This window comes from Lactococcus garvieae subsp. garvieae (genome assembly GCF_029024465.1).
In the GTDB taxonomy this organism is placed as follows: domain Bacteria; phylum Bacillota; class Bacilli; order Lactobacillales; family Streptococcaceae; genus Lactococcus; species Lactococcus garvieae.
Map to the genome: position 1 here is coordinate 1,483,627 of NZ_CP118950.1, position 25,727 is coordinate 1,509,353.

Genomic DNA, 25,727 nt, shown 5'->3' on the forward strand with positions numbered 1-25,727 from the left:
GTCTCTACTGTTAAGATAACAATAATTTTTGACACTTTCAAATATTTAGTATACTTTCTAGGAAAAGAAGCTTAAAATATTGGGTATAGAGCCCGACAAATGTTATAATAACTTTATAAGTTTATCAAAGTAACATAGGATGATTATGGACAATAAGGAGGAGAGCATGAATAAATATCTTAAGGGCTACCTAATAGGTAAAGCCATTGAAATTACAGTTGCCGGTACTGCGGTAATGGTTGCTAAACATAAGGGATTAATTGATGCGGAAATGCGTCCTACCTTTAAAGAAGACGCTTTTGCTGAAAGTCAAAAACGTGCAAAACGCAAACGACTTGCGCGCTAAAACATACTAAAATTACTTTTGGAGGTCTACCTATGAATAAAAATCTCATCACTGGTTTCGTTGCCGGTAACATTGTCACTCTTGCTGCTTTATTCACTGCAGGCGCAATCTACAAAAAACGTGTTGTTGACCCGATTGAACATAAATGGGAGTTTGCTCAAGAAAGTCGTAAAAAAGCAAACCGTAAACGTATTGCTCATTAATTAAAAAAATGCGTGCTACTTACATGTAGAACGCATTTTTTATTTATCAAAATTCTCTTTTTGATCAAGCAAGCTGTCACTAAAAGCCGCAACATCGTTCCCTGTAACGTCAAGCACAGCTTGATTATGCTTCACACCCTCTTCAAAAATGGCAAGCAATTCTCCAAGAACCTGAAGATCAGAAACACCAATCTTAAAAAAATATCGCTGAATCTCCTTATAAACGATACCATAATCCTTTGGTAGTTTTTTCACAGCATTTTGAAGAGCGTACCACTCTTTTTTTCTTCAATGATTTCCTTGAGCTTCATTCTATTGTCTCCCTAATTTTTTTGCTACATTTCGATTAAGTTGCTCGCGGCATTTGTCTCGGTAGGATTTATTGGGGATGGGACGTCGTTGATCGAACAGCTCCGCAACAAAAGCTTCCTTATCCTCACCAATGACAGCTGAAACATCTTCATGATCAAATGCTGTTTCTTCAAAAAATTCAAGTAAGCTACTCATGATGGGGATAAGATTTCTCCCTGTCAAATCACTATATCTTTGGATTTCTTCATCAAGCTCTGCCCATATGCGTTGGTAACTCTCTGGCAGACGTTTCACTCTTGCTGCAAAATCTGCCCTCGCCACAGTCATATCTTTTCCTGTTATTCTCTCCCAAAAATTCATCATTTCTCCTTATTTCTTATCTCAGAAAGTTTTTCTGAGATAAAATCCCAACGCACCCAAAATGCTGCCAGTTCCTCTTCTCCCGCAGTATTCAACTTAAAAAACTTACGTGATGGACCTTTTTCTGAGGCTTTTTTTTCTGTCTCCAGTAAGTTTTGCCGTTCAAGCCGAGAAGTTATCGTATAAACTGTGCCTTCTGCTACGTTAGTAAATCCTAATTCTTTTAATTGCTGTGTGATGGCATAACCATAGGTTTCTCCTTGGCTGATGATTTGTAAGACACAACCTTCTAAAACACCCTTGAGCATTTCCGTATTATTTTCCATTACCACTCCTAATATGTATTACTAAGTACACCTATATAGTAACACATATTAGTGGCGTAACAAAGTGAAATACTTTTTCTTACGCCATTTAAGCTTAATCATTTGATTTCTCATCTAATCGTGGTAGAATAGTAAAAATTATGAAAGAGGTTTTAGAGACTTGAAACAAGAAACAACTTTTGCTCACACTAAATTTGCCAATCCTTTTATGAATGCATCTGGTGTACATTGTATGACTATCGAGGATCTGCAAGAATTAGAAAAATCTGATGCAGGCGCTTATATCACTAAAAGCTGTACCTTGGAAAAGAGAGAAGGCAATCCTTCTCCGCGTTATGTCGACTTAGATTTAGGAAGCATTAACTCTATGGGTCTTCCTAATCTAGGGTTCAACTATTACCTAGATTATGTTTTGGAAGTACAACAAAATCAAGATACACCAATCTTTTTCTCCATTGCTGGTATGAGTCCCGAAGAAAATCTTGAAATGCTGGATAGTATTCAAAAGAGCGCATTTTCAGGTATTACTGAGCTTAACCTCTCATGTCCAAACGTACCAGGTAAACCTCAATTAGCCTATGATTTCCAAGCAACAGAGCAACTGTTAGAAAAAGTATTTGCTTTCTTCAAAAAACCTTTGGGTGTTAAGCTTCCGCCATATTTTGACTTGGCACATTTCGATCAAATGGCTGATATTCTTAACAAGTTTCCCCTCACTTACGTCAACTCTGTCAACAGTGTCGGAAATGCCCTCTATATCGATACTGAAGAGGAAGCTGTTGTGATTAAACCTAAAAATGGTTTCGGCGGTCTTGGTGGTCAATACATCAAACCAACTGCTTTAGCCAATGTGCGTGCCTTCTACACACGTCTTAAACCAGAAATACAAATCATCGGAACAGGCGGTATCGAAACAGGTCAAGATGCTTTTGAACATCTTCTCTGTGGTGCAAGCATGCTCCAAATTGGGACAGCCCTCCACAAAGAAGGTCCAGAAATTTTCACAAGAATCCGTAGAGAACTTCAAGAAATCATGGACAAAAAAGGCTATCAATCTATTGACGAATTCCGTGGTAAACTCAAAAGTCTCTAAATATAAAAATTAAACTAAGGCAAAACCTTAGTTTTTCTTTTCCAATTTTTATAGGATACCCTATAAATAACTTGACTTTATTTAGCATGTGCTGTAAAATAGTGTTTAAGACTTCATACAAGAAATTATTTTTTACTTTTTAGAATTCATGCCCTTCCATTTCATGCTAAGACAGAGCAGGAAGAAAACAAAATTTATAGAAAGAAATGTTAATCTACATACCTTTCACACTACCTTCAGTATGAAGCTTATTTTTATATACCCAAATTTTCAAAAACTCAAAACACGCTATCGACACCAAACTAAATCTTGGGCGCCAACAGTAGCTCACTGTGAACTTTAAAAACAAGGAAAATAATGTTAAAAATTTCAAATTTATCCGTCGAATATAAAGGTAACCTTGCCTTAGAAAATATATCACTACATATACCTGAAGGCTCCTGTACAGGAGTTATTGGACCTAACGGTGCGGGGAAGTCAACTTTGATGAAAAGCATCTTAGAGATGATCCCAACCAAATCCGGTTCAGTCACCATCGATGAAACCCCACTCAAAACTTTCAAGAGAAAGATTGCCTATGTTGCACAACGTAGCGAAATTGATCTTAGCTTTCCAATCACGGTCTTTGATACCGTTTTGACAGGTACATATCCCAACTTAAAACTCTTTCAAAAGCCCCGTAAAAAAGAAAGACAAAAAGCGGAACATGCACTTCATAAACTTGGCTTGGACAATTTTAAAGAGCGCCAGTTAAGTGCTTTGTCTGGCGGACAATTGCAACGTGTTTTCATCGCTCGTGCACTGGCCCAAGAAGCTGACTATTACTTTTTAGATGAACCTTTTGTGGGTATCGATATGATGAGCGAAAAAATCATCATTAATATACTTGAAGAGTTACGCCAGAATGGTAAAACGATTATCATTGTTCACCACAATCTTCATAACGTTAAAGCATATTTTGATTATCTGGTTATTCTTAATAAAAAACTTATTTGTGCTGATTATACTGCCCAATCTTTCACTAATGAAAATCTTCAAAGAGCGTACGGTGAAGCCTTAGGCGATATCATCATCAAGGAAAGCGAGGGCTAGTCTCAGTGGATATTTTATTTTTTCTTTCAGATATAACAGGCCTTACTGTAACCATGCTGAGTGCTTTTATCGCTTCCATTTTATTAGGGATAATCTCCGGAATTTTAGGGAGTTTTATCGTCTTGAGACGTCTTTCTCTCATGGGTGATGCTTTATCTCACGCTGTCTTGCCTGGGGTTGCTGTCTCCTACATGCTAGGGATAAATGTTTTGATTGGCGCAACAGTATCTGGGATTTTAGGTGCCATTCTGATTCAATTTATCATCAAACATAGTAATTTGAAGACAGATGCTTCGATTGGTATTATCCTAAGTAGCTTCTTTGCTCTAGGAATCATATTAATCACAAAAGCTGAAAGTGGTGCAGACCTTAACCATATTCTTTTTGGAAATATCCTTGCCGTTACTCCACACGAACTTGTTCAGTCTTTCGTTTTATTGATTGCTGTTGTTCTGGTAGTCAAACTCTTCTTCAAGGAGCTACTTATTACTTCCTTTGATCCAACTATGTCTAAAGCTTATGGTTTAAACAATACTTTTTATCACTATTTATTGATGATTTTGCTGACACTTTTTACAATTTCTGCCTTGTCACAAGTCGGAATTGTTCTTGTGGTTGCCATGCTTATCATTCCTGCCTCTATTTCTTACCTCTGGGTAAATAAATTGCCATATATGATCGCGATGTCTTCTGTCTTAGGTGTATTATTTGGTATTTTGGGCGTTATTATCAGCTTCCAATACGATCTGCCTACAAGCGCAACCATTGTAATCGTTGGGGCACTTACCTTTGCCCTCTCCTTCTTCCTCAGCCCTCGCAACGGATTTATCCGCTATCCTAAGAAAGGACCTCAATCATGAACCGCAAACAGCTCTCTTTAATTGCCCTTTTAGCCTCACTTCTGCTACTTCTTACAGCATGCTCGCCTAAAAAAGAAGAAAGTATGGCATCTGATAAACTTAAGGTTGTAACCACCTACTCCATCATTGCCGATATTGCCGAAAATATCGGGAAAGACCATGTGGATGTTTATAGCATGGTCCCACGTGGCACGGATCCTCATCAGTACGATCCGAAACCCAATGACACTCAAGCAGTCGAAAAAGCCGACCTTGTTTTTTACAATGGCCTCAATTTGGAAACTGGAAAAGGTTGGTTTGATAAGCTGATTAAAAATAGTCGTAAAGAAGATTCAACCTTTATGGTTAGCCAAGGTGTTACTCCCATTCACTTAAGTGAAAAAGGCAAAGAAAGTGAAGAAGACCCGCATGCTTGGCTGAATATTCAAAACGGCATTATTTATGCCCAAAATATCGAAAAGGAACTTTCAAAGAAAGATCCTCAGCATAAAGAAGATTATCAAAAAAATCTCAAAGCATATACAGATAAGCTACAACAGCTGGACACAGAAGCAAAAGCTAAGATTGCAACCATTCCGGAGGAAGACCGAATCTTGGTTACCAGTGAAGGTGCTTTTAAGTACTTCTCAAAACAATACGGCCTTACAGCTGAATATATCTGGGAAATCAATACAGACAACCAAGGTACACCAGCCCAACTCAACCGTATCAACACGATTGTTAAAGATAAAAATGTAAAAGCACTCTTTGTGGAAACCAGCGTTTCACCAAAAACGATGGAATCTGTCTCTAGACAAACCGGTGTAAAAATCTACTCGAAAATCTTTACTGATTCACTTGCTGACGAAGGTCAGAAAGGTGACACCTATTACGATATGCTCAAATGGAATATTGACCATATCACTGATGGGTTAAGTGGTAAGTAATCACCATTTTCTTAAGGATATCAAAAAAACTACCAACTTCTTGGTAGTTTTTTTTGATATCCTCTTATACATGAGCTTGAGCTCAGCGAGGTTTCTCTTTTAGTCTTCTGTATACCAATCATAATGGAAGATTCCTTCCATGTCATTACGTTCGTATGTGTGGGCACCGAAGTAGTCACGTTGTGCTTGGATAAGGTTCGCTGGCAAGTTTGCTGAGCGGTAGCTATCATAGTAGCTGATTGCACTTGTGAACGTTGGTACGGGGATACCAGCTTGAACAGCAAGACTTACTACATCACGTACTGCTGCTTGGTAGCGTTTTGTAATATCGATGAAGTATTCATCCAAGAGAAGGTTTTCAAGGTTAGCATCTTTGTCAAAAGCATCTGTAATGTTTTGCAAGAATTCAGCACGGATGATACATCCTGCACGCCAGATTTGCGCGATGGTACCGTAAGGAAGATCCCAATCGTATTCTTTAGAAGCTTGGCGGAGTTGAGCAAAACCTTGGGCATAGCTCATAATTTTTGAGAAATAGAGCGCTTGACGGATTTTTTCCACAATTTCAGCTTTGTCGCCTGAGAATTTCACTTCTGGACCTGATAAGATTGAGCTTGCTTTCACACGTTCATCTTTATAGGTTGAGATGAAACGTGCAAACACTGATTCAGTAATCAATGGTAATGGAACACCCAAATCGAGCGAACTTTGTGATGTCCATTTACCTGTTCCTTTATTTCCGGCCTTATCAAGGATTTTGTCCACGATATAACCGTCTGTACCTTGATCATCTTTACGTTTAAGGACTTCTTTTGTGATTTCGATAAGGTAGCTGTCTAATTCGCCTTCATTCCATTCTTCAAAGATAGATTGGATTTCAGCATTATCAAGACCAAGTACACGTTTCAAAAGATCATAAGATTCAGCAATGAGTTGCATATCGCCATACTCGATACCATTGTGGACCATTTTTACATAGTGTCCTGCACCATTAGGGCCCATATAAGCCACACATGGTTTGCCATCTTGAGGTGCTTTACCTGCGATTTGTTCAAAGATTGGTGCAATCAAATCATAAGCTTCTTTTTGTCCGCCAGGCATGATTGAAGGACCTTCAAGAGCGCCCTTTTCACCACCTGAAACACCTGTACCAATAAAGTTAATACCTGAGTCTGCAAGCTCTGCATTACGACGCATTGTATCTGGGAAATGTGTATTCCCACCATCAATCAAGATATCCCCTTTATCCAAATGTGGTAAAAGTGCTTGAATTGTCGCATCTGTTGCTGGACCTGCTTGTACCATAAGCATAATACGGCGTGGTTTTTCAATCGCAGCTACAAATTCTTCGATTGTTTTTGTCAAAACAAAATTTTTATCTGGATGTTCAGCTACAACTTCTTCTGTTTTTGCAGTCGTACGATTAAATAAGGCAACCGTATATCCACGTGATTCAACATTGAGGGCTAAGTTTTTACCCATTACGGCCATACCGACTACGCCAAAGTTAGCTTGAGTCATTGTAAATCCTCCGATTTTTTATTTTTGATAAAACTATTATAACGCAATTTCTTTACAAAAGCTCAAATAAACACTGTAACATTTTTACAAAAAGAAAAACTGTCCGCAGACAGCATCTCTTTTACCATTCTGTACCTGAGAGGTCTTTAGCTTTTTTTTCAAGCTCTCCGGCTTCTTCAGAAATTTTACCAAAGTCGACGTTATTTTCTACTGCTTCTGCAGCATCTTCTTTAACATCTTCGACCTTTTCTGCGACTGTATCCGCACTGTCATCCAACTTTTCTTTGAACTCAGCAATTTTTTCCACTACTTCGTCAGTAATTTCTGATTCGTTCTCATCAAAAAGTTCTTCAGTATCTTCTTTCGCTTGATTGATTTTATCAACTATTGCATCCCGTGTGCTGTTGAAAAATTCAATAACAGAGTCTTTTGAAAGTTCACCTGAATCAACTTTTTCTTTAATCAAATCACGTTTACTTGTCAAATAATCTTTTGCTGAGTCTGCAGAAATTTCTCCTGAATCAAAACGCTCTTTGATATCATTGAATTTTTCTGTCGAAAAATCGCGTAAGTTGTTCAATGCGGCTTCTGGATCGTCTTTAAAGTCGTCATACATCTTACTCGCATCTTCACGCATTTCGCTTCCTTTTTTAGGGGCGAAAAACAAAGCTGCAGCGGCACCAATCAAAGCTCCTGCTAAAAATCCTGATTTTTTAGACATATTATTTATCCTCCACTTTCTTTTTCTTGTTCTTCTTCATAAATTTGTTTGCTGTTTTAGCCAATACTAAAGTCGAAGCTGAACGACCAACCGTTCCCGATTTTCTTGAGAAACGTTCAACCATGTCGCGACTGCTTTTATTCACCGCAGTAACACTCTCTGAAAGCTCTGCTACTGCAACGAAGAGAGGGTCAATTGTTGCAACTTTTCCATTAACATCATCTAAAAGAACATTGGCTTTCGCCATCAAGCCGTCCGCTTGGTGAAGCAAAACATCGACATCACTAGAGACGAGTTTCACCGTACGATTGGCTTCCTCAACAACCTTTGAAACTTTAACTAACAGTACAATTAAGAAGATAACCAAAGCTGCAAAAGCAATTGCAATGATCAGCCAGGCTATATTTTGTACACTAATTTCTCCCATACTTCACCTCCGAAACCGCTTAAATTCAAACGGTAATTTCACTTTATTATAGCAAAATTAATATTTTTTATAAACTAATTTGGCACATAATTTTCTCCGAGATATTTAGGGCACTCGTACCAGTGTTTTCAGAGGATTTTTATATTTATCCCTTTTTTATTCTTTCCTCAGAAAAAACGAGACCTTACCGGAAAAGCTTATGTGAGAGATTGGCAGCTTCTTTGACAAGCTCCGTGATGAAAGTGGGGATTTTGCTGTAAAATTCTGCTGAATCCTTGGCTTTTTGTACAGTTGGATCTTTCTGTCCGCTTTCGTCAAGCGATTCTTCATTATCTGGAAAAACGATTCGTTTTTTCATGTTCTTGGCATAAATGTCAAGAACATTTACATTTTTCTTTTTCGATGGGGCAGATGTTTTGTGAGTGCCGAGAGTATCCGAGGGAAGGCTACGGACGGTTTCCGTTTGTTGATGGAGTATATTAAAAACACAAAATGTGATAAGCCCAACAGTTGTCACAAGTGCAAGTGTATGTTTCATTTTTCGCTCCTCTTCTCCTCTTAATATCTCTATTTTACGCGTACTGACATGAAGCTGAGCTTACTTTTTTGTAATGTAATAAAAAAATGTACCTTTTGCCTTACTACAAAAGATACACTTGTACATTTTTTTCTTAATCAATTTTTTTCAAACGTCTGATGAGCACAAACGCTATACCCGCAACAATCATTAGGGCTGAGAAGACCTGTGATACACGGAATGCTCCCCACATCAGACTGTCTGTCCGCATGCCTTCCACAATAAAGCGAACCGCTCCATACCAGATAAGGTAGAAAGCAAAGATTTCACCACGCTTAAGTCCTGGAATACGATGGCGGAAAATCATAATGAGAAGAAAGCCCGAAAAGGTTCCAATACTTTCGTAGAGGAAAGTGGGTATTCGATAAGCGCCATCAATAAACATCTGCTCTCGAATAAAGGTCGGCAGATAATTTAAGTTGCTTACTGCATCACCATAGGCTTCCTGATTGACAAAATTTCCCCAACGTCCAAAAGCTTGTCCGATTAATACACCAGGAATACTTATATCCAGTAAATCCAGAGGATTAATCATCCTATAGTAAGAAAAGACAAACAAGACAATTGCTCCCGCAATCAGACCGCCATAAATTGCACCTCCGCCATCCCAAAGAGCGATAATTTCACTCGGATGTTGGCTATAATAATCCCATTGGAAAGCAACGTAATAAGCCCGGACACCGATCAGACCGATTGGGAAAGCCCATAAGATAAAGTCAATCACATCATCTGAGGTCAATCCTCTCCGTGGTGCTTCCTTACATGCCAGCCAGACACCTAGGGCAGCCCCCGTCACAATGAAAATCGCATACCAATGAATGGAAAAGGGTCCTGACTCTAAAGCAATCTTATTCATTGCTAAATATGGAAAATAATTCACTTTCACTCCTTAGCTATTGTTTTCGATCAAATGTGTCAAACGATCTTCAAAAAGTGCCGTTGCATCATAGCCCATATCTTTGGCACGATAGTTCATCACGGCAGCCTCAATAATTGTGGAGACATTACGTCCTGTTTTTACAGGAATCTTGATCTGTGGCACCTCAACATCTGCAAGAATAATGTTTTTCACACCATTACCCAAACGGTCAAATTCGCCCCCTACTTCATAAGGTTCAAGATAAATTGTTAAATCAATATCCGTTTGATCCTTGACCGCACGCGCACCGTACAAACTCATAACATCAATAATACCAACACCACGAAGCTCCAAGAAATTTTGCAAAACTGGCGCCGGTTCCCCCGCTAAAGTAAAGGCATCTCTTTGGAAAACATCGACACGATCATCAGCCACGAGACGGTGGTTACGCGCCACCAAGTCCAAAGCCGTTTCTGATTTCCCAATACCACTTGCTCCCTGAATCAAAACACCCACACCATAAATGTCCATCAAGACTCCGTGTACACTGACACGCTCTGCCAGCTCTTCATCCAAGTAAGAGGTCAGGATGCTGTTCAGACGGCTAGTTGTCTCACGTGACTGTAGCAAGACAATATCATGCTTACGCGCTGCATTCACCATCTCTTCCGGAATTTCAAGATTACGTGCAACGATAACAACAGGAGTTATCTCCGTCATTACCTTTTTGAGAATATCATAACGCGCATCACCTACCTCGTTCATCATGTAGGACCATTCCTTCATCCCGAAAAGTTGTATCCGTTCAGGGGTAAAGTATTCAAAATAACCAGACATCTCTAAACCTGGGCGTAAAATATCTGAGGTGGTCACTTCTTTTTGAAGTGCTGTTTCCGTCGAATAGATAACATTAAATTTTATTTTTTTGATGAGATCTTGTACTGTGACTGTCATAACCGTCTCCTATCGTCTTTTTCTCTCCTTATTATATCAAAATATAAACAATAATCCTTTTTGCTTTGGCTAATATAATATAGAGTTTAATATTTTATTCCCTTTCAATAGCCAAAATATAACTTAGTATACTGGTTCATCTCAGACCTAAAAATAGTAAAAAAAAAATAATGGATGTTCTCCATTATTTGATCTTGCTAAGTTTTACAAACTTGTCTACTTTATAAGCCACATAAATTCTGCGACCTAAAAGGAAGCTTGCGATAAAGAACCAAAACCACTGTGCCTGAAAAAAGGCGATGGAGAAAATCCATGCTTCAATGATTGTTCCAAGTATAAAAGAGTAAAATCGTGATTTTAACATAGATTAAGTTTATCATACCCAAGAACGGAGGTCAAATATGCTAAACGAAATTTTTACCAGAGCGTCACTTTTTTACACTTGTTTTTTCACTTTCTTCCTGATAGAAAAAAGTTGCGGGATACTGTATAATACATTATGATCATCGCGTATCGCCAGCTTTGAAATCAACTTAAGAAAGAAGATTACCTAATGGAAAAAGTACATGATGAAGGTCCTTTCTACCACGGGACGAAAGTCGAACTCAAAATAGGGGATTATTTAAGGGCGGGTTTTGTCTCTAATTATGATTCACGTGTGACTATGAATCATATCTATTTTACAGCTTTAAAAGATGGCGCTGGCTTTGCTGCCCAAATCGCTGCTGGAAAAGCTGAGGTGCCACATGTCTATCTGGTGGAGCCAACAGGTCCTTATGAAAATGATCCCAATGTCACCGATAAAAAATTCTCGGGTAATCCCACACGTTCCTATCGCTCTACTACACCATTAAAAGTAATTGCTGAGGTGACCGATTGGGCGCGACAACCACAAGATAAGATTGACATTTTACGGGAAAAAATTGCCACACGTGCGACAAACAGTAAAACAACCATTATTAATTAAGCCCCCTTACATCCGACTATATTTTAAACATGTATCATCTGGCAAAAAAACTACAATTTTGGTAAAATGAGGTGCTATGGAAAAAATTAAAAACTTTGCTAAGACTGAGGCTTTCACTTATCTCGTCTTCGGTGTCTTGACGACCCTTGTCTATTACGTCTTTATGCAGTCAAGCTTTTATCTGCTTAATCACCCCGGGATAAATGCGGGGGCGATTTCAGAGGCAATCGGACAAATTGTCAGTATTATCTTTGCTTTCTTTACCAATAAAATTTGGGTTTTCAAACATAAATCTACGCATATTTTCCGTGATTTCCTTAACTTTGCTGCTGGACGTTTATTCTTCATGCTTTTGGCTATTGTTCTGAAATGGTGGTTTATCGATAGTCATCCGGAGATTTTGATGGATCTCTTGCACTTGAAAAAACCAGTAGTCGTTCTTGCTCTTTCACTGGCCATCCAAGTATTGAATATTGTCTTGAACTATTTCTATTCAAAATTTATTGTTTTCCGTAAAAAAGCGAAAGTATAAATGTATAATAAAAAAACGTCTGCCAAAACAGAACGTTTTTTTATTTTCTAATTTCTTTAATAAAAGCAACAATCTCACCACGTCGTGTTTCGATTTGACCAAAGGACTTTTTCTGATAAGTGGCGTTGAATACCGCTCCGATGATAATAACTTTAGCAATGAAAATAAACCAAATCATTAAACCAAAAATAAGCAAGGAACCAACCAGTTTAAAGTCACGCATTTGCCCTAAAGCTCGACTTAAATAGGCCCCAAAAAAATGAGGCAGGGCCACAAGAACCAAAGTAGAGAAAATGGTCCCGGGCATAATATAACGTAACTTATGTATTTTGACGTTGGGTAAGACAAAGTACAGTAAAATCAAAGAAATAAGCACAACAATGATGACAACTGGTAAGGTAGCTGTTTGCAATGTCCGATACAGTCGATCATCAAAGGCAAAGAGGTTCTCATGCACATAGGTCAAAATCACCTGACCAAATGTTGAAATCAAGATAGTTAAAGAGAGCATAACCATGAGCCCTAAGCCAACAACTAGACCAATGATTCGGCTGAGAATGAAATCACGATGTTCTGAAACCTCATAAGCTTTGTTCATAGCCATCTGTAAGGTCGCAAGTGCGCGAGAAAATGTCCAAAAACCAGCCAAAACGGAAATCGAAAGTAATCCTGTATTGGGATTTTCTAAGACATTTCGGATAAATCCGACACTCATATCATAAATCTGATCCGGGATCTGATCATGAAGCACATCCAAGATCATATCAATATCAAGATTTAAGAAGGGGAGAATGTTGGCAAAAATCAAAAGTAGCGGGAAAATGGATAAAAGCAAGTAATAAGCCACAGCAATACTTGATAAGGACATCTCTGAACTTTTATAAAAGTTCATGAAGTCTTTCAAAGTTTGCCAAGACGATACACGTTGAAAAAGAGCTTTCATCTGGTCTTCTCCTCCTTTCATTTTTCTGTCTTCATAAGATAGAAGAGACTTCTTAGTAAGTGCCTTCTTCTCCTTGGCTTGTCAAAATTACTGGACCATCTTTGGTAATGACAAACTGATGTTCATATTGACAAGATAAACCGCCGTCCAATGTCTTATGCATCCAACCTGTTTCCATATCGGTATCAATTTCCCAAGTCCCTGTCGTAATCATGGGTTCAATGGTCAAAACCATACCCTCACGCAAACGTAAGCCACGTCCAGCTTTTCCGTAATGTGGCACCAGTGGATCTTCGTGGAAAGTTGGCCCCATACCATGACCGACAAGGTCACGAACTACACCATAACCACGACTTTCTGCATATTCTTGAATAGCTGCTCCAATGTCACCGATACGGTTACCAACAACAGCTTGTTCGATTCCGAGATAGAGACACTCACGTGTCACATCCATAAGGTTCTTCACTTCTTCTGATGGTGTGCCTACGGCATAAGCCCAGCAGCTATCTGCAATGGCTCCACTGAAACCTTCCGTATATTTCTTCATCTCAGGAACATTATCAAAATCAAGTTTTGAAACATCAACAGAACCATCTTCAACCATACCCAAAACCATGTCTACTTTGATAAGGTCGCCATCTTTTAATTTCATGTGGCGTGGAAAACTGTGCGCCACCTCATCGTTCAGTGAACAACATGTGGCATAAGGATAATCCATAATTGAACCATCTACACCGATTTGGAGAGGAAGCGTATTATTTTCTTTACAGACTTTTCGTACATATTCTTCGATTTCCCACATGTCGATACCTGGTTTTATCAAATCACGCAAACCGATATGGATGCTTGCCAATAAAGAGCCGGCACGATCCATTTGATCTATTTCACGTTGAGATTTTAATGTAATCACTATTTTTACCTTCTTCTAAATATTTCTTTAATCGTAATGATACTCCTATTTTATCATAAAAATACTGTGGTAGAAAGTACCGAAAAATGCATAGGAGCTGATTTTTCTGGAATTTCTTGATATAATTTTGTTATATAAATTTCACAAGGGAGCAAAAAATGGCTTTAGCAAAAGTAGTTTATGCAAGTATGACCGGCAATACGCAAGAAATCGCGGAAATCGTTGCTGATAAATTGGAAGATTTAGGTCTTGATGTAGATTTGGACGAGTGTACTTCAGTTGACGCTGACGAATTTGAAGATGCGGATCTTTGCATTGTTGCCACTTATACTTATGGCGATGGTGAATTGCCAGATGAAATCGTTGATTTCTATGAAGATTTGCAAGATGTTGATCTTTCTGGAAAAACATTTGGTGTCTGTGGTTCAGGAGATACTTTCTATGATGATTTCTGTATTTGTGTTGACATGTTTGAGGAACAATTTGCACTTACTGGAGCTGAGAAAGGTGCAGAATCTGTCAAAGTGGACTTGAATGCTGAAGATGAAGATATTACAAATCTTGAGAATTTTGCAGAAACTTTAGCAGCCAAAGTTCAATAAAAGAAAAAACTGCCTATGAGCAGTTTTTTTATAGGCTAAACATCAAAATTCCTGCGGCCACTGCGACATTCAAAGACTCTGCGCGTCCAGGCATCTCAATATGGACAAGTTGATCCGCTACAGCTACTGCTCGATCAGAAACACCCGCACCTTCATTCCCCATCACTAAGGCAAAGTCCTCTTCTGCTACAAGTTCTTTGTGACTGATGGACCGGTTGGACAGAGTGGTAACATAAAGAGGAATGTGCGCTTCTTGTAATTCCGTAAAATCTGCCACAGACAAAACAGGAATATGAAAGTTACTTCCTTGCATACTTCGCATCACTTTTGGAGCATAAATATCTGCCGTATCCCCCATACAAAGTACTGCTGAAAAACCTGCAGCATCTGCTGTTCGAATCATCGTTCCGACATTGCCAGGATCTTGGACATTTTCAAGGACTAAATACTTACCGTGCCCAAACTCAACTTTCACTTCTTCGAAAGCTACCTCAGCGACAACACCTTGCGGTGTTCCAGCATCCGATAGGCTTTTCAGAACTTCTGAACTCACTACAAGAACATTTTCTAGGTGTGAAACGTGTTGATATTTGTTTTCTTCCACAAAAATTTGTAAAATTTTCGCTCCCGAATTGACAGCTTCTTCTAGCAAATGAAAGCCTTCAATAAGATAAGAATTTTTACGATATTTTTTCTTTGTCAGCAGTTTACGTGCTTCTTTTATTTTTTTATTGTCTTTTGCTGTAATAATTTCCATTTGCTATAATTATAACATAGAATACATGAAGATTTTTTATTTTCCTATAAGGAGGTGTAAGGATGTATAAGGTTAAAATGATTGCTCACGGACAGGTACAAGGTGTCGGTTTCCGTTATGGTACGGTCCAAATCGCGCGTCAACTCAAACTCAAAGGACGCGTGTGGAATAATTCCGACGGTACGGTGGGACTTTATGTCCAGTCAGATAGCCAGAAAGCTTTGTCAGATTTCGAAGATAAACTTCGTAAAGGCCCCACTCCTTTTGCCTCAGTCACAAATCTCGAAATCTATCCAGACGAATTCCCGGACTTTAAAAATTTCGATATTAAATATTAATGAACAAACAAAAAAAGACTGCCTTAAACAGTCTTTTTTTGTTTTACCAGTTAAAAAGATTAAGAAGCATCAAATGCCACTTGACTTCATTGGCATAATACATATTGCCACCATTAACGTAGAGTTTTCCCCCACTGTTCATCAAAGAGTCAACCGTCACATGATAATAGGTTGCATTTGTGGTGTTTCCCAAGCTAGGTGCTACAACTGTACGTGAATATTTTTCAGCAAGTTCTAAATTATTTTTTCCACCATTTTTCGCAACATAATCTATATAGGATTGACCAAAGTTATATGCTTGAACGCCTGTCCAAATATCAACTTTTTTGTCTTCAGCGTACTCTAAAACTTTACAAAGGTTTGAAACACCTTGTGCGATACTCTTATCTTCATCTGAAATACTATTTTGATTGCCATTCAAGCTTTCGCTCGACTGCATAACATCCACAGCATTCCCTTTTGTCTCTGTATAAATAATAGCTAATGCAAGCTTTGTATCTCCCTCTAAGCCTTGAGCTTTTAGGGTTGCATCAACCGATTTTTCATATTGCATCACGTTTTTTACGTTCCTATAAGTTCGGTGCACGTAAAAACCTGCTCCGACCACTGCTGCCAGTAGCGCAAGCTTGATGAATAGCTTCAAAATTTTCAACATTTATCTATTCCTAATCATTTTTTCGACGGCTCATGTCTCAATTCCAGTTGTTATTATATGCCATCTCATGTTAAAAACTTCTCTAGCATTTCCACCTTTATTTACTTATCACTGTTCATTTTTATTCGGTTGGTGGAAATTTTGTTAAAAAAGTCGTACTTATATTCTAGACTAAAGGAAACCCTTTTGTCAAATCTAATGCAAATTGGCGAACTTCTTGAAGAGCAAATTCGTCATCTTTATTGGATAATGCTTTAATAATTGCTTGTGCAATCTTACGGCTCTCCTCTTCCTTCATGCCGCGGCTAGTGATTGCTGCGGCGCCAATACGCACACCGCTTGTTTTAAAAGGACTAAGTTCCTCACCAGGAACAGAGTTTTTATTGAGGGTAATGTTAACTGTATCAAGGAGATTTTGTGCTTCTTTACCGTTAATTCCAAGCTCAGTTACTTTGACGAGGAAGAGATGATTGTCTGTACCATCTGAGATAACATGTAAACCAGCTCTGCTAAATTCATCGGCCATGGCTGCTGTATTTTTCACTACTTGATCAATATAAGTTGAAAATTCTGGTGACAAGGCTTCTTTAAAGGCAACTGCTTTAGCAGCAATAACATGTTCCAAGGGACCACCTTGTAAACCAGGGAAAATAGCGCTGTTGATTTTTTTAGCTAGCTCCGCATTATTGGTCAAAATGAGCCCCCCACGTGGGCCACGCAATGTTTTATGTGTTGTAGAGGTTACTACATCTGCATAAGGAAAAGGACTTGGATGATGACCTGTAGCCACAAGACCAGCGATATGAGCCATGTCTACCATCAATTTTGCACCGACACTGTCTGCAATCTCACGGAATTTTGAAAAATCAATAATACGAGAGTAAGCCGATGCACCAGCAACGATAAGTGCTGGGCGATGCTTTTCAGCTTGGGCTGCAATTTCGTCAAAATCAAGCAATTCTGTTTCTGAATTAAGTCCGTAAGACACAAAGTTATACATCTTACCTGAGAAGTTGACTTGAGAACCATGAGTCAAATGCCCACCAGAATTCAAATCCATACCTAATACAGTGTCACCAGGCTCAATCAAGGCCATGTAAGCTGCTGCATTGGCTTGTGAGCCAGAGTGTGGCTGCACATTAGCAAAGTCTGCATGGAAGAGTTCTTTGGCACGTTCGATGGCCAAGTTTTCCACCACATCTACAGCTTCTGTCCCACCATAATAACGCTTTTCGGGGTAACCTTCTGCGTATTTATTTGTTAAGACAGATCCCTGAGCTGCACGTACCGCTGGGGATACGATATTTTCTGAGGCAATTAACTCAATTGTTTCTTGTTGTCGAACTTCTTCGGCATGTATAGCAGCCCAAAGTTCTGGATCAAACGCTTCAAAATTATAAATTTCCATGTGTGTCTCCTTTGCCTTATACGATGCTTACCTCAAGCATTTTTCCTTTTGCGTGGGTAGCTTTTGTACATCTACCATTATATCTAAAGCAAAGTGCCGAACCAAATTATTTGTTCAGACAATTTCATATAATTCTGGAACAGCATCAAGAAGTTCTTGCGCTGTAATTGCCCCTTGTCGTAAAATTTTAGGCATTTCACCAGAAAGATCCAAAATCGTTGTATCTAGACCATAAACACTGTCATCTTGAAGTGCAACAGCTGCTTTATCAAGGATAGCTGAGGTTAAATCATCATAGAAACGTGGGCTTGGTGAGCCGGTAAGATTAGCAGAGGGACCAACTAAAACCCCTAAAGCTTTAATCACTTCTTGTGTGGCTGGAATTGAAGGCATTCGGAATCCGACAGTAGTTTTCCCCACATGAATCCACTCAGGAACTTCAGGACTTGCTTCTAAAATAATCGTCAACGGTCCAGGCAGAAAAGTTTGCACGAGTTTTTCAAGATAAGCAGGTTGATGCACTGAATATTTTAAAATTGTGTCATAATCTGCCACGTTCATATTCAAGGCTTTTTCAACAGGACGCCCTTTTACAGCATAAAGTTTTTGCACCGCTGCCTCGTTGGTTGCATCCGCGAAAATGCCGTAAACTGTTTCTGTTGGTAACACTGCCAATTCTCCTGCTTTTAAAGCTGCTATTGCTTTTTCAACTGTCATTTTATAGCTCCTTTCTTAAGTAGCATTTATCTTTAAGTTGTTTTCCATCTTCGTAAATTGGAAAACTATAATGGTCAATAAAATAATTTTTTATCTTATGGGTATATTCAAAACCACAAGCTTCATAGAAAAGGACATTTCCCGATATATCGTCGGTGCCGACGGTCATGACACCCTGACCCTTGTACTTTTTAAAAAGGTAGTTTATCAGGGCTCTGCCATAGCCTTGACCTTGTGCATCAGGCGCTACAGCTAGGTTTTCAATTTCGAGAGTCGGACTGACTACACACACTGCCCTAATTTCAGACTGATCCATCAGTACAAAAAGTTCACCTTTTGCAAGATAGGTCATAATATGCTCATGATCATCAGCTAAAAGAAGTAAAGGGAGATATCTATCTTTCTTTACTTCTATATGTTTTATTTTCATCTATGTCACACTTATCATACGATCTTTTTCAAAAATATCACGGTGCACACGGACTTTTTTAGTAGGAAAAGCCTTCTCAAACAAGTCTTTCACTGCTGGACCTTGCTTATAACCAATTTCTAAATATATTTTCCCTTGTGGCTTTAAAAATTGATGAGCTGCTTCAGCAATGGTCTGATAAATTGCTAGACCTTGCTTTTCAGCAAAGAGTGCGCTATCTGGTTCAAAGCGAATGACGGATTGATCCATTTCATACGTTTCATCAAAGGCAATATAGGGTGGGTTGGACACAATGATATCGTACTGTCCTTGAATATTTTCAAAGACATCAGAGAGAATGAAATTAAGAGAAATTTGATGACTTTTTGCATTCAATTGAGCAAGTTCAAGTGCTTTTTCTGAAACATCAGATGCAGTAATCTCCCACTCCTTTCTTTTCTCCGCCAGTGCTAGAGCAATAGCTCCAGATCCTGTGCCAATATCTAAAACCGTACGTCTACCTTGCTCATTTTCAGCGAGAATCATCTGCACCAGCTCTTCTGTTTCTGGACGTGGAATCAGGACACGCTCATCCACGGCAAGTTTTAAATCACAGAATTCAGCCCAACCTACAATATATTGTGGCGGTTCATTATTTTTCAAACGCTGCGCGACAGATGTAAGTGCAGCTAAATCCGTATCTGAAATCGCTTCTCTTTGTAAATTTAACCACTGTAATTTTGTGAGCTCGTGTAAATTTCTCCAGACAAATTCTAGAGCGAAAGGCTCTTCCAAATCTTGAGATAATTGGCGCACAGCCTCAATCCATAACATTTTTTCTTTCCTCACTCTCCTCACCTTTTAAAGGAGAGGAAAAACACGCCCCAATAAATAAACGATGATGGGGATTTTCAGATTATCTTTTGCAAAAAGGACACCATTTTCATTTCGTGTCCTATTTTTCTCATTGACAATATTTTCCAATCTTCCTAGAGCCAAAGCATCAAAGGTTTTCATAATTTCCGTCACCGATTGACTGCTGTATTTGCCAAACTCCGCAAGTGAAAGAACTTTTTTACGTTTGCTCCAATTGTCCCCTTCTTTGAGCTCTTGCCAAAGACGACAATAAGCATTGTCCTTATAAAAGTCAATACTCATCCGTACCCGTCTATCCAATCTCTGAAGATGCTTTGAAGGACTCTCAACATTTTCAATGGTAATCCAATAATCTTGGTTGATTGCTTGGCAATAGAGCAAATCAAAGTGTGTCTCTTGGGTACTGACCTCAAAGACAAGAACTTTTGTCTCAACATCCTTCACTCTCTTCGCCGTTTCCATACGTCTTTGCTCTTCTACACGCAGCCGAATGTTAAAACCTTCAAATTGAAATTCGGTCATTACTTGTTAAGCTCCGCCAACTTCTCCGTTTGATCATAAACCACAAGTGCATCAATGACTTCATCCATTTTTCCAGAAAGGATGGTATCTAACTTTTGTAAAGTTAGACCGATACGGTGATCGGTCACGCGGTTTTGAGGGAAATTATAAGTACGGATACGTTCTGAGCGGTCACCTGTTCCGACAGTGGACTTACGTTCAGCATTTTGCTTGTCCAACTCGATTTGTTGATAGTGGTCAAATACCTTCGTATTAAGCAATTTTATGGCTTTGTCACGGTTTTTTTGTTGCGTACGTTCTTCTTGCATTTCAACTTTGATGCCTGTAGGCAAGTGAACCATACGTACAGCTGTCGCAACTTTGTTGACATTTTGTCCACCGGCACCTGAGGCATGGTAGATATCCACGCGAAGATCTTTTTGTTCAATTTTCATCTCGAATTCTTCAACTTCAGGCATGACAAGGACCGTTGCTGTTGAAGTGTGTACACGTCCTTGTGTTTCTGTTGATGGCACACGTTGCACGCGATGAGCACCAGATTCGTATTTTAGTTTACTGTAAACAGAAGTTCCCGAAACAAGGGCTGAAACTTCTTTATACCCCCCAATGCTCGTCACACTGGCTTCCATGATTTCAAATTTCCAACCTTGTGACTCTGCATAATGCTGGTACATATTTAACAAATCACCAGCAAAAAGGGCTGCTTCATCACCACCTGCTGCGCCACGAATTTCCAAGATAATATTTTTATCATCGTTTGGATCTTTAGGGAGCAAGAGAATTTTAATCTTTTCTTCCAGTTCTTCTTTGGCTGATTTTGCTTCTGAAAGCTCTTCTTTGAGCATTTCTTTCATATCCTCATCAAGGCCACCTTCACCAAGCATTTCTTCACTGTCAGAAATGGTTTCGAGCACCTTTTTATATTCATTATAAGTGGCTACAGTATCTCGCAGACTCGCTTCTTCACGTGAAAGTTCCATAAAGCGCTTTGTATCATTGACAACCTGTGGGTCACTGAGTAATTCGCCCAGCTCCTCATATCGTCCTACCATCGTTTCAAGTTGATCAAACATTTTTTATTTTTCCTTACTTCTTTTTTTATATCTCTTCGTTTATACGATTACTCTCCATCTTTTTCAATGGATGAAAATAGTGCTTACGGCACACTGGAATATAGCTCTCATTGCCACCGATCTGCAGTTGCTCGCCTTCATAAACAGGTTCACCTTCAACCATGCGTAAAACCATCGTTGCTTTTTTACTGCAATACCAGCAAATCGTTTTAATTTCTTCAATTTTATCAGCCAGAAGCAATAAGTATTTTGAGCCTTCAAAAAGTTCATTTCTGAAATCATTTTTTAAGCCAAAAGCCATCACAGGGACATTTAAATCATCGACCACACGTGCTAGATCATAAATATTTTGTTTATTGAGAAATTGGGCTTCATCAATCAGCACACAAAAAGGCCTTATCGGCAAGTTTTCGATATATTCATAGACATTCATAGTATCGTCAATCGCTACAGCTTCGCTACTCATACCAATACGACTTGCGACTATACCAACACCAGCACGTGTATCTAAACTAGAAGTCATAATCAAAACAGGTTTTCCCTGTTCTTCATAATTATGGGCAACTTTCAGGATTTCGATACTTTTGCCTGAATTCATGCTGCCGTATTTGAAGTACAATTGTGCCAATTTTCTTTCCCCTTTATAAAAATGGCTTAAAAGCCGTATTTAATAGCATTTTCCAGTGATATTATTATTTTATTTTCGATAATAATATCATTAATTATCACTATTTTTCATTCATTTCTGCCCACTTTTTTGCCCACCAAATTTGGTTAAGAAATTTTGTTAATTCTATTCATTTTTTGGTTTAATTCTTTAGACATATTAGGTGTGACATGAGTATATATATTATTGGTAATAGTGGATGTTGCGTGACCAACTCTTTGCATCACCACTTTTTGGTTTATTCCCATTTCTGCTAATAATGAAATATGAGAGTGGCGCATACAATGGCAAGAGAACTGCTTATCTAGCCCCGTTGCTTTTCCATAATACTTAAAAGATCGGTTTAGATGGCCAATATTATGTGGTTGACCTGAACGAGTACAAAAAATGTATCCATGATTTTTATAACCTACATAAGTATTGTCATGATTAGCTTTGAGATACTCTTCGATAATTTCGATTGCTCTATCATTGAGATCAACTTCCCTATAAGAAGATAATGTTTTAGTCGTGGTATGAGTATGTTTCGTCACACCCTTAGTATAATCTAAGTTAGTTTCCACTTTAATTATACCTCTTGTGCGGTCATAATTTTCTTCTTTTAACGCAGCTAATTCACAGTATCTTAAACCAGTTAAAAACAGAAATTCAATAGTTAGAGCTATAAAGTACGTGCGAGGATTCTCAGAACTTCTCATCCTATTTAAGACCTTAGCTAAATCTTCCACTGTAAACAGTTTTCGATTCTGCTTTTTTATATCTTCCAAAGTTTTTTTGGAAAGACTTAATTTCACATTCAATGTAGGATCTTTAGAAATAATCTCCATTCTCTTTGCAAAATCAAAAATAGATTTACAAGTTAAAAAATAACCTTTTACTGTACCCGATTTTAAATTCAAACTATTAAAAAATACCTGAATTTGGAAAGTTGTAAATTGTGACATTTCCTGATCTCCAAATTCATCAGCAAAACGTTTTATTTGTTTTCTCCTATTATTTAAGGTCGATGGCTTTAGCCTTTTACTACAGTCATTTAACCATAAATTAGCTACAGAAGAAAAAGTTAAAGAATTAATATTTAAACTCGAATTTAATATATTTAATTCACTTTGTTCAATTTTTCGCTTAGCCTTTGTTAACAATATTTTTCTAGCTTTTGTTTTAGCCTGATTTGAATTAGATGTCAAAGTTACAGAAACTTTATCCTCAGATTTTGTAACTATATTAAAGTATCTCATACGCCAGAGGAACTTGTTTTTCCGAGATTCTGACCATAAACTTCCTACTTTTATATCTTCAACTTTCATATTTCCTACCTTTTCTTTTGGGAAAAGTGCAGAATAAAAATCATACTTATTATATCATTTTTATCTGTATTTTTCCTCGTCTTTTATTTTTAAAAATTCATCAAATGCTGGAAACCATACACGTCCGCTCATCCTAAAATAATCCCCTTGCATAAATCGTTTATCTTTTTTCATTTCGCAAATTTTATTTCTAGCGGTAGAAACCTTTATAGAATAAAAGTTTGAAATACCTTCAGCATCAATCATCTTCTTATCCACGGTTATTCCTGTTCTACTCATCCTTCCCCCTATATACAAAAAAAGAAGGACAAGATTTCTCTCGTCCTTAATATTCACCGATTTTATTTTTATATGACAGCAATTATCACTGCCTAAACTAATTTCCTAAATGTTACGTACATAGCCATGTGAGGTTTGAGAATAATCACTTATTGCTAAGTCACGACCATAGCAGACAAAATTAGGACACAAATTTTTTATATGTTGCTTTAACACGTGTTAAAGTTCGTTCTACATTCAAAAAGCCACAGTCATTACTGGAAGCTTTTATTTTTTGTAGCTGATCTATCTCTTTTTTATACGACAGTTGCAAGGCTGTTCTTTGGTCATAACGTAAACAACAGTCCATATGAAAATTATCATATATCAAATTGCAACGTCGCTCTATTTCTGTCAAATAGTTTCCTCTCTTATTCTAAATTATTCAACCAGTTCTCACTCTCATGAAAAATCCTTTGAATAACAACTTCATCTGAATAATCAATAAAAAAATACCAATATTTCCATTGGTATTTTTTACGTATTTTTTTATTGTGTTCAAGTAAAGGATATGTATCAGCATCTTTTTTTCCATCAAAGTTTTTCTTTAATTCCGCAGTGCTCCAAACGTTTTTTCCTGTAGGGGATGCTTCTGTTCCTGTTCCAATATTTTGCCACTTACCTGTATAAATACTATTAGCAGTAATATTAGGTAGCGAAACATCTGATCTTATATTTCCTGATGAATCATAATTCATAAATTTAAAAGTTGAGCCAACTGTTAGTTTAGTTAAGCTAGTTGTACCTTGAAGCATCTTGTTCACACCAACATCGTCCATTTTGCTCATATCCCAGTTGGAAAAGTCAAGCTCAGTTAATAATCCATCCTCAAAAAACAAGAATTGAGCTGTTCCTGTATTCGATACATCAATTAATCCCATATTTTTAACGGATGTTAACTTAGGAAGTTTCCAAAAAAGACAGTTTAAATCAGATGGGGCTTTGACTGGTCCTGCAATAATGATTGACGTAATTGACGCAGCATAAGGTCTCCACGGAATATTGTATTCTCCTCCAGGCCAATTGGACCAATCCCCCTCGCCAATAGTAAGTACCCCTGATGAATTTATTGTCCAACTACTTGTTCCCAACTTTCCATTAGCTATATCTCCTGCTGCAAAATTTTTATTCTCCTCTTTAATTACTGTATCTGCGAATATGACTCTATTATGAATTACAATATTTCCAAGTAAAATAGATACACAGATTAATTCTCTTAATTTTCTTTTTGTCATTTCCGATTCCTTTTTTATTAATTATTTCAAGCCACTCCTTGGAAAGAGTATAACATTTAAAATACTTCTATAATGAGAAGTTTCTTTTATGAAATCCCCAAAAAACAAATTGTTAAGAGGAAGCATCTAATCAATTTTAAATAAATATGCCTTCTAGAGTGATTGAATTTCACTATTTTTTACCGCTCTTTATTATTTTTTTCAACAGCACTTTAGAGAAATATACAATATAACTATTTCTATTGATTGAATCTTGTCTTTTTACAAAGAATAATATATAACCAGTAGTTTTTATGATTGTCAATTTATTAAGAAACTCTTCACTAGATTCAAGCGAATCTATTTACTAGCTTTAATAATGCAATATCTAAATCAGAAAAAGTCCGTCAACAAATTGATGGTTGCTTATACTTAGATGAATGTTTACGTCAAGAAGGTTTCATAAAGAACACTTGTTATCTTCCGTCCTGCGATAGTTTTTACTTTTCAAAAAAGTGATTTTTTAATAATTTCAGGTAAATCATTGCTTACTGTTATTTCTCATTATCCTTCATTTTCTGAAGAAAAATTATTAAAAGCACTGCGTAAGGTTCAAGATGTACAAACTACTTTTCCAAAATTTTTACTAAATTCATGGAATTCTGGAATAGTAAAATACGAAATTAATTTTATTGATAGATACATTTTATACTATAGTACAAGTGGTGAAGAGTATAAAGAAATGTACCCTTCTGTAAAGATAAAGTAATAATGTTAATTAGTAAAATTTATAAAAAGAGACAATTTACAACTTAATATTGTGTCTCTTTTTATAAATTTTACTTACACACATTTGCAATTGCTTGGTTAGTTTTTTGGTTAGTTTTTCTATAATGATGTTATTTAGGCAGTAATAATCATCAAATCACGATTAT

34 protein-coding genes and 1 pseudogene are annotated in these 25,727 nt (G+C 37.6%); 11 read left to right on the forward strand and 24 right to left on the reverse strand.

Annotated elements, in window-relative coordinates:
• Nucleotides 1–145: 145 nt before the first annotated feature.
• Complete coding sequence (locus PYW30_RS07350) at nt 146–346, forward strand: DUF3042 family protein (protein ID WP_003134343.1); 201 nt, start codon at nt 146–148, stop codon at nt 344–346.
• A 32-nt stretch (nt 347–378) separates the two neighbouring features.
• The gene (locus tag PYW30_RS07355) at nt 379–549 is read left to right on the forward strand and encodes a DUF3042 family protein (RefSeq protein ID WP_014025228.1); all 171 of its coding nucleotides are present in this window, start codon (nt 379–381) and stop codon (nt 547–549) included.
• A 39-nt stretch (nt 550–588) separates the two neighbouring features.
• Here PYW30_RS07355 and PYW30_RS07360 read toward each other — a convergent pair.
• The 3 genes and pseudogenes from PYW30_RS07360 to PYW30_RS07370 all read right to left on the reverse strand — a co-directional run bounded on the left by PYW30_RS07360 (nt 589) and on the right by PYW30_RS07370 (nt 1,547).
• Nucleotides 589–860, reverse strand: a pseudogene (locus tag PYW30_RS07360) (DUF1048 domain-containing protein).
• 1 nt (nt 861) lies between these two features.
• A complete protein-coding gene (locus PYW30_RS07365) occupies nt 862–1,221 on the reverse strand; it encodes a DUF1048 domain-containing protein (RefSeq protein ID WP_042219116.1) in 360 nt (119 codons plus the stop codon).
• Entirely contained in the window at nt 1,221–1,547 is a 327-nt protein-coding gene (locus tag PYW30_RS07370; RefSeq protein WP_003134338.1) for a PadR family transcriptional regulator, read from the reverse strand. Before PYW30_RS07370 ends, PYW30_RS07365 begins: the two co-directional genes overlap by 1 nt.
• A gap of 160 nt (nt 1,548–1,707) precedes the next feature.
• Here PYW30_RS07370 and PYW30_RS07375 point away from each other — a divergent pair, with 160 nt between their 5' ends.
• The 4 genes from PYW30_RS07375 to PYW30_RS07390 all read left to right on the forward strand — a co-directional run bounded on the left by PYW30_RS07375 (nt 1,708) and on the right by PYW30_RS07390 (nt 5,518).
• Nucleotides 1,708–2,640, forward strand: coding sequence for a dihydroorotate oxidase (locus tag PYW30_RS07375; protein ID WP_019299583.1), 933 nt, complete (start codon nt 1,708–1,710; stop codon nt 2,638–2,640).
• A gap of 357 nt (nt 2,641–2,997) precedes the next feature.
• Nucleotides 2,998–3,732 carry a metal ABC transporter ATP-binding protein gene (locus tag PYW30_RS07380; protein WP_014025233.1) on the forward strand — a complete coding sequence of 245 codons (735 nt, stop codon included), beginning with the start codon at nt 2,998–3,000 and terminating at the stop codon, nt 3,730–3,732.
• A 5-nt stretch (nt 3,733–3,737) separates the two neighbouring features.
• On the forward strand, nt 3,738–4,592 hold the full coding sequence (locus tag PYW30_RS07385) for a metal ABC transporter permease (protein WP_042219118.1): 855 nt from the start codon (nt 3,738–3,740) through the stop codon (nt 4,590–4,592).
• Complete coding sequence (locus PYW30_RS07390; RefSeq protein ID WP_042219121.1) at nt 4,589–5,518, forward strand: metal ABC transporter substrate-binding protein; 930 nt, start codon at nt 4,589–4,591, stop codon at nt 5,516–5,518. Before PYW30_RS07385 ends, PYW30_RS07390 begins: the two co-directional genes overlap by 4 nt.
• Before the next feature lie 99 nt (nt 5,519–5,617).
• On the opposite strand, the gene gndA is transcribed toward PYW30_RS07390, so the two are convergent.
• From gndA to PYW30_RS07425, 7 genes are all read right to left on the reverse strand, one after another.
• Nucleotides 5,618–7,039, reverse strand: coding sequence for an NADP-dependent phosphogluconate dehydrogenase (gndA, locus tag PYW30_RS07395; protein ID WP_014025236.1), 1,422 nt, complete (start codon nt 7,037–7,039; stop codon nt 5,618–5,620).
• A gap of 121 nt (nt 7,040–7,160) precedes the next feature.
• The gene (locus PYW30_RS07400) at nt 7,161–7,760 is read right to left on the reverse strand and encodes a YtxH domain-containing protein (protein ID WP_042219124.1); all 600 of its coding nucleotides are present in this window, start codon (nt 7,758–7,760) and stop codon (nt 7,161–7,163) included.
• 1 nt (nt 7,761) lies between these two features.
• The gene (locus tag PYW30_RS07405; protein WP_003134326.1) at nt 7,762–8,187 is read right to left on the reverse strand and encodes a DUF948 domain-containing protein; all 426 of its coding nucleotides are present in this window, start codon (nt 8,185–8,187) and stop codon (nt 7,762–7,764) included.
• A 184-nt stretch (nt 8,188–8,371) separates the two neighbouring features.
• Nucleotides 8,372–8,725: a hypothetical protein gene (locus PYW30_RS07410; RefSeq protein WP_042219126.1), complete on the reverse strand. Its 354-nt coding sequence runs from the start codon at nt 8,723–8,725 to the stop codon at nt 8,372–8,374.
• Between the two features lie 133 nt (nt 8,726–8,858).
• Nucleotides 8,859–9,620 carry a prolipoprotein diacylglyceryl transferase gene (gene lgt / locus PYW30_RS07415; RefSeq protein ID WP_174412120.1) on the reverse strand — a complete coding sequence of 254 codons (762 nt, stop codon included), beginning with the start codon at nt 9,618–9,620 and terminating at the stop codon, nt 8,859–8,861.
• Between the two features lie 33 nt (nt 9,621–9,653).
• Complete coding sequence (gene hprK, locus PYW30_RS07420; protein ID WP_003134322.1) at nt 9,654–10,577, reverse strand: HPr(Ser) kinase/phosphatase; 924 nt, start codon at nt 10,575–10,577, stop codon at nt 9,654–9,656.
• 184 nt (nt 10,578–10,761) lie between these two features.
• Nucleotides 10,762–10,941, reverse strand: coding sequence for a DUF3272 family protein (locus PYW30_RS07425; protein WP_014025241.1), 180 nt, complete (start codon nt 10,939–10,941; stop codon nt 10,762–10,764).
• A gap of 189 nt (nt 10,942–11,130) precedes the next feature.
• Between PYW30_RS07425 and arr the strand changes: the two genes are divergently transcribed.
• Together arr and PYW30_RS07435 are read left to right on the forward strand one after the other, a co-directional pair.
• Nucleotides 11,131–11,544, forward strand: a complete 414-nt coding sequence (arr, locus tag PYW30_RS07430; RefSeq protein ID WP_042219129.1) for an NAD(+)--rifampin ADP-ribosyltransferase — start codon at nt 11,131–11,133, stop codon at nt 11,542–11,544.
• Nucleotides 11,545–11,620: 76 nt separating this feature from the next.
• The gene (locus tag PYW30_RS07435) at nt 11,621–12,076 is read left to right on the forward strand and encodes a GtrA family protein (protein WP_003134318.1); all 456 of its coding nucleotides are present in this window, start codon (nt 11,621–11,623) and stop codon (nt 12,074–12,076) included.
• A gap of 40 nt (nt 12,077–12,116) precedes the next feature.
• Here PYW30_RS07435 and PYW30_RS07440 read toward each other — a convergent pair whose 3' ends face one another.
• Nucleotides 12,117–13,019, reverse strand: a complete 903-nt coding sequence (locus PYW30_RS07440; RefSeq protein ID WP_003134316.1) for a YihY/virulence factor BrkB family protein — start codon at nt 13,017–13,019, stop codon at nt 12,117–12,119.
• A 52-nt stretch (nt 13,020–13,071) separates the two neighbouring features.
• Nucleotides 13,072–13,929: a methionyl aminopeptidase gene (locus PYW30_RS07445; RefSeq protein ID WP_003134314.1), complete on the reverse strand. Its 858-nt coding sequence runs from the start codon at nt 13,927–13,929 to the stop codon at nt 13,072–13,074.
• A 158-nt stretch (nt 13,930–14,087) separates the two neighbouring features.
• Between PYW30_RS07445 and PYW30_RS07450 the strand changes: the two genes are divergently transcribed.
• Complete coding sequence (locus PYW30_RS07450) at nt 14,088–14,531, forward strand: flavodoxin (RefSeq protein ID WP_042219131.1); 444 nt, start codon at nt 14,088–14,090, stop codon at nt 14,529–14,531.
• Nucleotides 14,532–14,559: 28 nt separating this feature from the next.
• Here PYW30_RS07450 and PYW30_RS07455 read toward each other — a convergent pair whose 3' ends face one another.
• Complete coding sequence (locus PYW30_RS07455) at nt 14,560–15,288, reverse strand: TrmH family RNA methyltransferase (RefSeq protein ID WP_042219132.1); 729 nt, start codon at nt 15,286–15,288, stop codon at nt 14,560–14,562.
• Between the two features lie 62 nt (nt 15,289–15,350).
• On the opposite strand from PYW30_RS07455, the gene PYW30_RS07460 reads away from it, so the two are divergent.
• On the forward strand, nt 15,351–15,626 hold the full coding sequence (locus PYW30_RS07460; RefSeq protein WP_014025246.1) for an acylphosphatase: 276 nt from the start codon (nt 15,351–15,353) through the stop codon (nt 15,624–15,626).
• Between the two features lie 43 nt (nt 15,627–15,669).
• On the opposite strand, the gene PYW30_RS07465 is transcribed toward PYW30_RS07460, so the two are convergent.
• The 11 genes from PYW30_RS07465 to PYW30_RS07515 all read right to left on the reverse strand — a co-directional run bounded on the left by PYW30_RS07465 (nt 15,670) and on the right by PYW30_RS07515 (nt 24,813).
• Nucleotides 15,670–16,281, reverse strand: a complete 612-nt coding sequence (locus PYW30_RS07465; protein ID WP_016170867.1) for a lysozyme family protein — start codon at nt 16,279–16,281, stop codon at nt 15,670–15,672.
• A 166-nt stretch (nt 16,282–16,447) separates the two neighbouring features.
• On the reverse strand, nt 16,448–17,689 hold the full coding sequence (gene glyA, locus PYW30_RS07470; protein WP_042219136.1) for a serine hydroxymethyltransferase: 1,242 nt from the start codon (nt 17,687–17,689) through the stop codon (nt 16,448–16,450).
• Nucleotides 17,690–17,803: 114 nt separating this feature from the next.
• A complete protein-coding gene (locus PYW30_RS07475) occupies nt 17,804–18,406 on the reverse strand; it encodes an L-threonylcarbamoyladenylate synthase (protein ID WP_042219138.1) in 603 nt (200 codons plus the stop codon).
• Nucleotide 18,407: 1 nt separating this feature from the next.
• Nucleotides 18,408–18,836, reverse strand: a complete 429-nt coding sequence (locus PYW30_RS07480) for a GNAT family N-acetyltransferase (protein ID WP_042219140.1) — start codon at nt 18,834–18,836, stop codon at nt 18,408–18,410.
• Complete coding sequence (gene prmC, locus PYW30_RS07485) at nt 18,837–19,649, reverse strand: peptide chain release factor N(5)-glutamine methyltransferase (RefSeq protein ID WP_042219142.1); 813 nt, start codon at nt 19,647–19,649, stop codon at nt 18,837–18,839.
• A 27-nt stretch (nt 19,650–19,676) separates the two neighbouring features.
• Nucleotides 19,677–20,213, reverse strand: a complete 537-nt coding sequence (locus tag PYW30_RS07490) for a hypothetical protein (RefSeq protein ID WP_042219144.1) — start codon at nt 20,211–20,213, stop codon at nt 19,677–19,679.
• Nucleotides 20,213–21,286 carry a peptide chain release factor 1 gene (gene prfA / locus PYW30_RS07495; protein ID WP_019299599.1) on the reverse strand — a complete coding sequence of 358 codons (1,074 nt, stop codon included), beginning with the start codon at nt 21,284–21,286 and terminating at the stop codon, nt 20,213–20,215. Before prfA ends, PYW30_RS07490 begins: the two co-directional genes overlap by 1 nt.
• A 25-nt stretch (nt 21,287–21,311) precedes the next feature.
• Complete coding sequence (locus tag PYW30_RS07500; RefSeq protein ID WP_014025253.1) at nt 21,312–21,914, reverse strand: thymidine kinase; 603 nt, start codon at nt 21,912–21,914, stop codon at nt 21,312–21,314.
• A gap of 146 nt (nt 21,915–22,060) precedes the next feature.
• Nucleotides 22,061–23,260, reverse strand: a complete 1,200-nt coding sequence (locus tag PYW30_RS07505) for a tyrosine-type recombinase/integrase (protein ID WP_042219145.1) — start codon at nt 23,258–23,260, stop codon at nt 22,061–22,063.
• Between the two features lie 60 nt (nt 23,261–23,320).
• Complete coding sequence (locus PYW30_RS07510; protein ID WP_003134296.1) at nt 23,321–23,539, reverse strand: hypothetical protein; 219 nt, start codon at nt 23,537–23,539, stop codon at nt 23,321–23,323.
• A gap of 410 nt (nt 23,540–23,949) precedes the next feature.
• Complete coding sequence (locus PYW30_RS07515; protein ID WP_052370186.1) at nt 23,950–24,813, reverse strand: hypothetical protein; 864 nt, start codon at nt 24,811–24,813, stop codon at nt 23,950–23,952.
• 523 nt (nt 24,814–25,336) lie between these two features.
• Here PYW30_RS07515 and PYW30_RS07520 point away from each other — a divergent pair.
• The gene (locus PYW30_RS07520) at nt 25,337–25,561 is read left to right on the forward strand and encodes a DUF1398 domain-containing protein (RefSeq protein ID WP_042219148.1); all 225 of its coding nucleotides are present in this window, start codon (nt 25,337–25,339) and stop codon (nt 25,559–25,561) included.
• Nucleotides 25,562–25,727 lie beyond the last annotated feature (166 nt).

Bases quoted from the DNA above. Each gene is read 5' to 3' on its own strand.
- PYW30_RS07350 (WP_003134343.1), top strand. From the start codon at position 146: ATGGACAATAAGGAGGAGAGCATGAATAAATATCTTAAGGGCTACCTA.
- PYW30_RS07355 (WP_014025228.1), top strand. From the start codon at position 379: ATGAATAAAAATCTCATCACTGGTTTCGTTGCCGGTAACATTGTCACT.
- PYW30_RS07365 (WP_042219116.1), bottom strand. From the start codon at position 1,221: ATGAATTTTTGGGAGAGAATAACAGGAAAAGATATGACTGTGGCGAGG.
- PYW30_RS07370 (WP_003134338.1), bottom strand. From the start codon at position 1,547: ATGGAAAATAATACGGAAATGCTCAAGGGTGTTTTAGAAGGTTGTGTC.
- PYW30_RS07380 (WP_014025233.1), top strand. From the start codon at position 2,998: ATGTTAAAAATTTCAAATTTATCCGTCGAATATAAAGGTAACCTTGCC.
- PYW30_RS07390 (WP_042219121.1), top strand. From the start codon at position 4,589: ATGAACCGCAAACAGCTCTCTTTAATTGCCCTTTTAGCCTCACTTCTG.
- gndA (WP_014025236.1), bottom strand. From the start codon at position 7,039: ATGACTCAAGCTAACTTTGGCGTAGTCGGTATGGCCGTAATGGGTAAA.
- PYW30_RS07400 (WP_042219124.1), bottom strand. From the start codon at position 7,760: ATGTCTAAAAAATCAGGATTTTTAGCAGGAGCTTTGATTGGTGCCGCT.
- PYW30_RS07405 (WP_003134326.1), bottom strand. From the start codon at position 8,187: ATGGGAGAAATTAGTGTACAAAATATAGCCTGGCTGATCATTGCAATT.
- PYW30_RS07410 (WP_042219126.1), bottom strand. From the start codon at position 8,725: ATGAAACATACACTTGCACTTGTGACAACTGTTGGGCTTATCACATTT.
- lgt (WP_174412120.1), bottom strand. From the start codon at position 9,620: ATGAATAAGATTGCTTTAGAGTCAGGACCCTTTTCCATTCATTGGTAT.
- hprK (WP_003134322.1), bottom strand. From the start codon at position 10,577: ATGACAGTCACAGTACAAGATCTCATCAAAAAAATAAAATTTAATGTT.
- PYW30_RS07425 (WP_014025241.1), bottom strand. From the start codon at position 10,941: ATGTTAAAATCACGATTTTACTCTTTTATACTTGGAACAATCATTGAA.
- arr (WP_042219129.1), top strand. From the start codon at position 11,131: ATGGAAAAAGTACATGATGAAGGTCCTTTCTACCACGGGACGAAAGTC.
- PYW30_RS07435 (WP_003134318.1), top strand. From the start codon at position 11,621: ATGGAAAAAATTAAAAACTTTGCTAAGACTGAGGCTTTCACTTATCTC.
- PYW30_RS07440 (WP_003134316.1), bottom strand. From the start codon at position 13,019: ATGAAAGCTCTTTTTCAACGTGTATCGTCTTGGCAAACTTTGAAAGAC.
- PYW30_RS07450 (WP_042219131.1), top strand. From the start codon at position 14,088: ATGGCTTTAGCAAAAGTAGTTTATGCAAGTATGACCGGCAATACGCAA.
- PYW30_RS07455 (WP_042219132.1), bottom strand. From the start codon at position 15,288: ATGGAAATTATTACAGCAAAAGACAATAAAAAAATAAAAGAAGCACGT.
- PYW30_RS07460 (WP_014025246.1), top strand. From the start codon at position 15,351: ATGTATAAGGTTAAAATGATTGCTCACGGACAGGTACAAGGTGTCGGT.
- PYW30_RS07465 (WP_016170867.1), bottom strand. From the start codon at position 16,281: ATGTTGAAAATTTTGAAGCTATTCATCAAGCTTGCGCTACTGGCAGCA.
- glyA (WP_042219136.1), bottom strand. From the start codon at position 17,689: ATGGAAATTTATAATTTTGAAGCGTTTGATCCAGAACTTTGGGCTGCT.
- PYW30_RS07475 (WP_042219138.1), bottom strand. From the start codon at position 18,406: ATGACAGTTGAAAAAGCAATAGCAGCTTTAAAAGCAGGAGAATTGGCA.
- PYW30_RS07480 (WP_042219140.1), bottom strand. From the start codon at position 18,836: ATGAAAATAAAACATATAGAAGTAAAGAAAGATAGATATCTCCCTTTA.
- prmC (WP_042219142.1), bottom strand. From the start codon at position 19,649: ATGTTATGGATTGAGGCTGTGCGCCAATTATCTCAAGATTTGGAAGAG.
- PYW30_RS07490 (WP_042219144.1), bottom strand. From the start codon at position 20,213: ATGACCGAATTTCAATTTGAAGGTTTTAACATTCGGCTGCGTGTAGAA.
- prfA (WP_019299599.1), bottom strand. From the start codon at position 21,286: ATGTTTGATCAACTTGAAACGATGGTAGGACGATATGAGGAGCTGGGC.
- PYW30_RS07505 (WP_042219145.1), bottom strand. From the start codon at position 23,260: ATGAAAGTTGAAGATATAAAAGTAGGAAGTTTATGGTCAGAATCTCGG.
- PYW30_RS07510 (WP_003134296.1), bottom strand. From the start codon at position 23,539: ATGAGTAGAACAGGAATAACCGTGGATAAGAAGATGATTGATGCTGAA.
- PYW30_RS07515 (WP_052370186.1), bottom strand. From the start codon at position 24,813: ATGACAAAAAGAAAATTAAGAGAATTAATCTGTGTATCTATTTTACTT.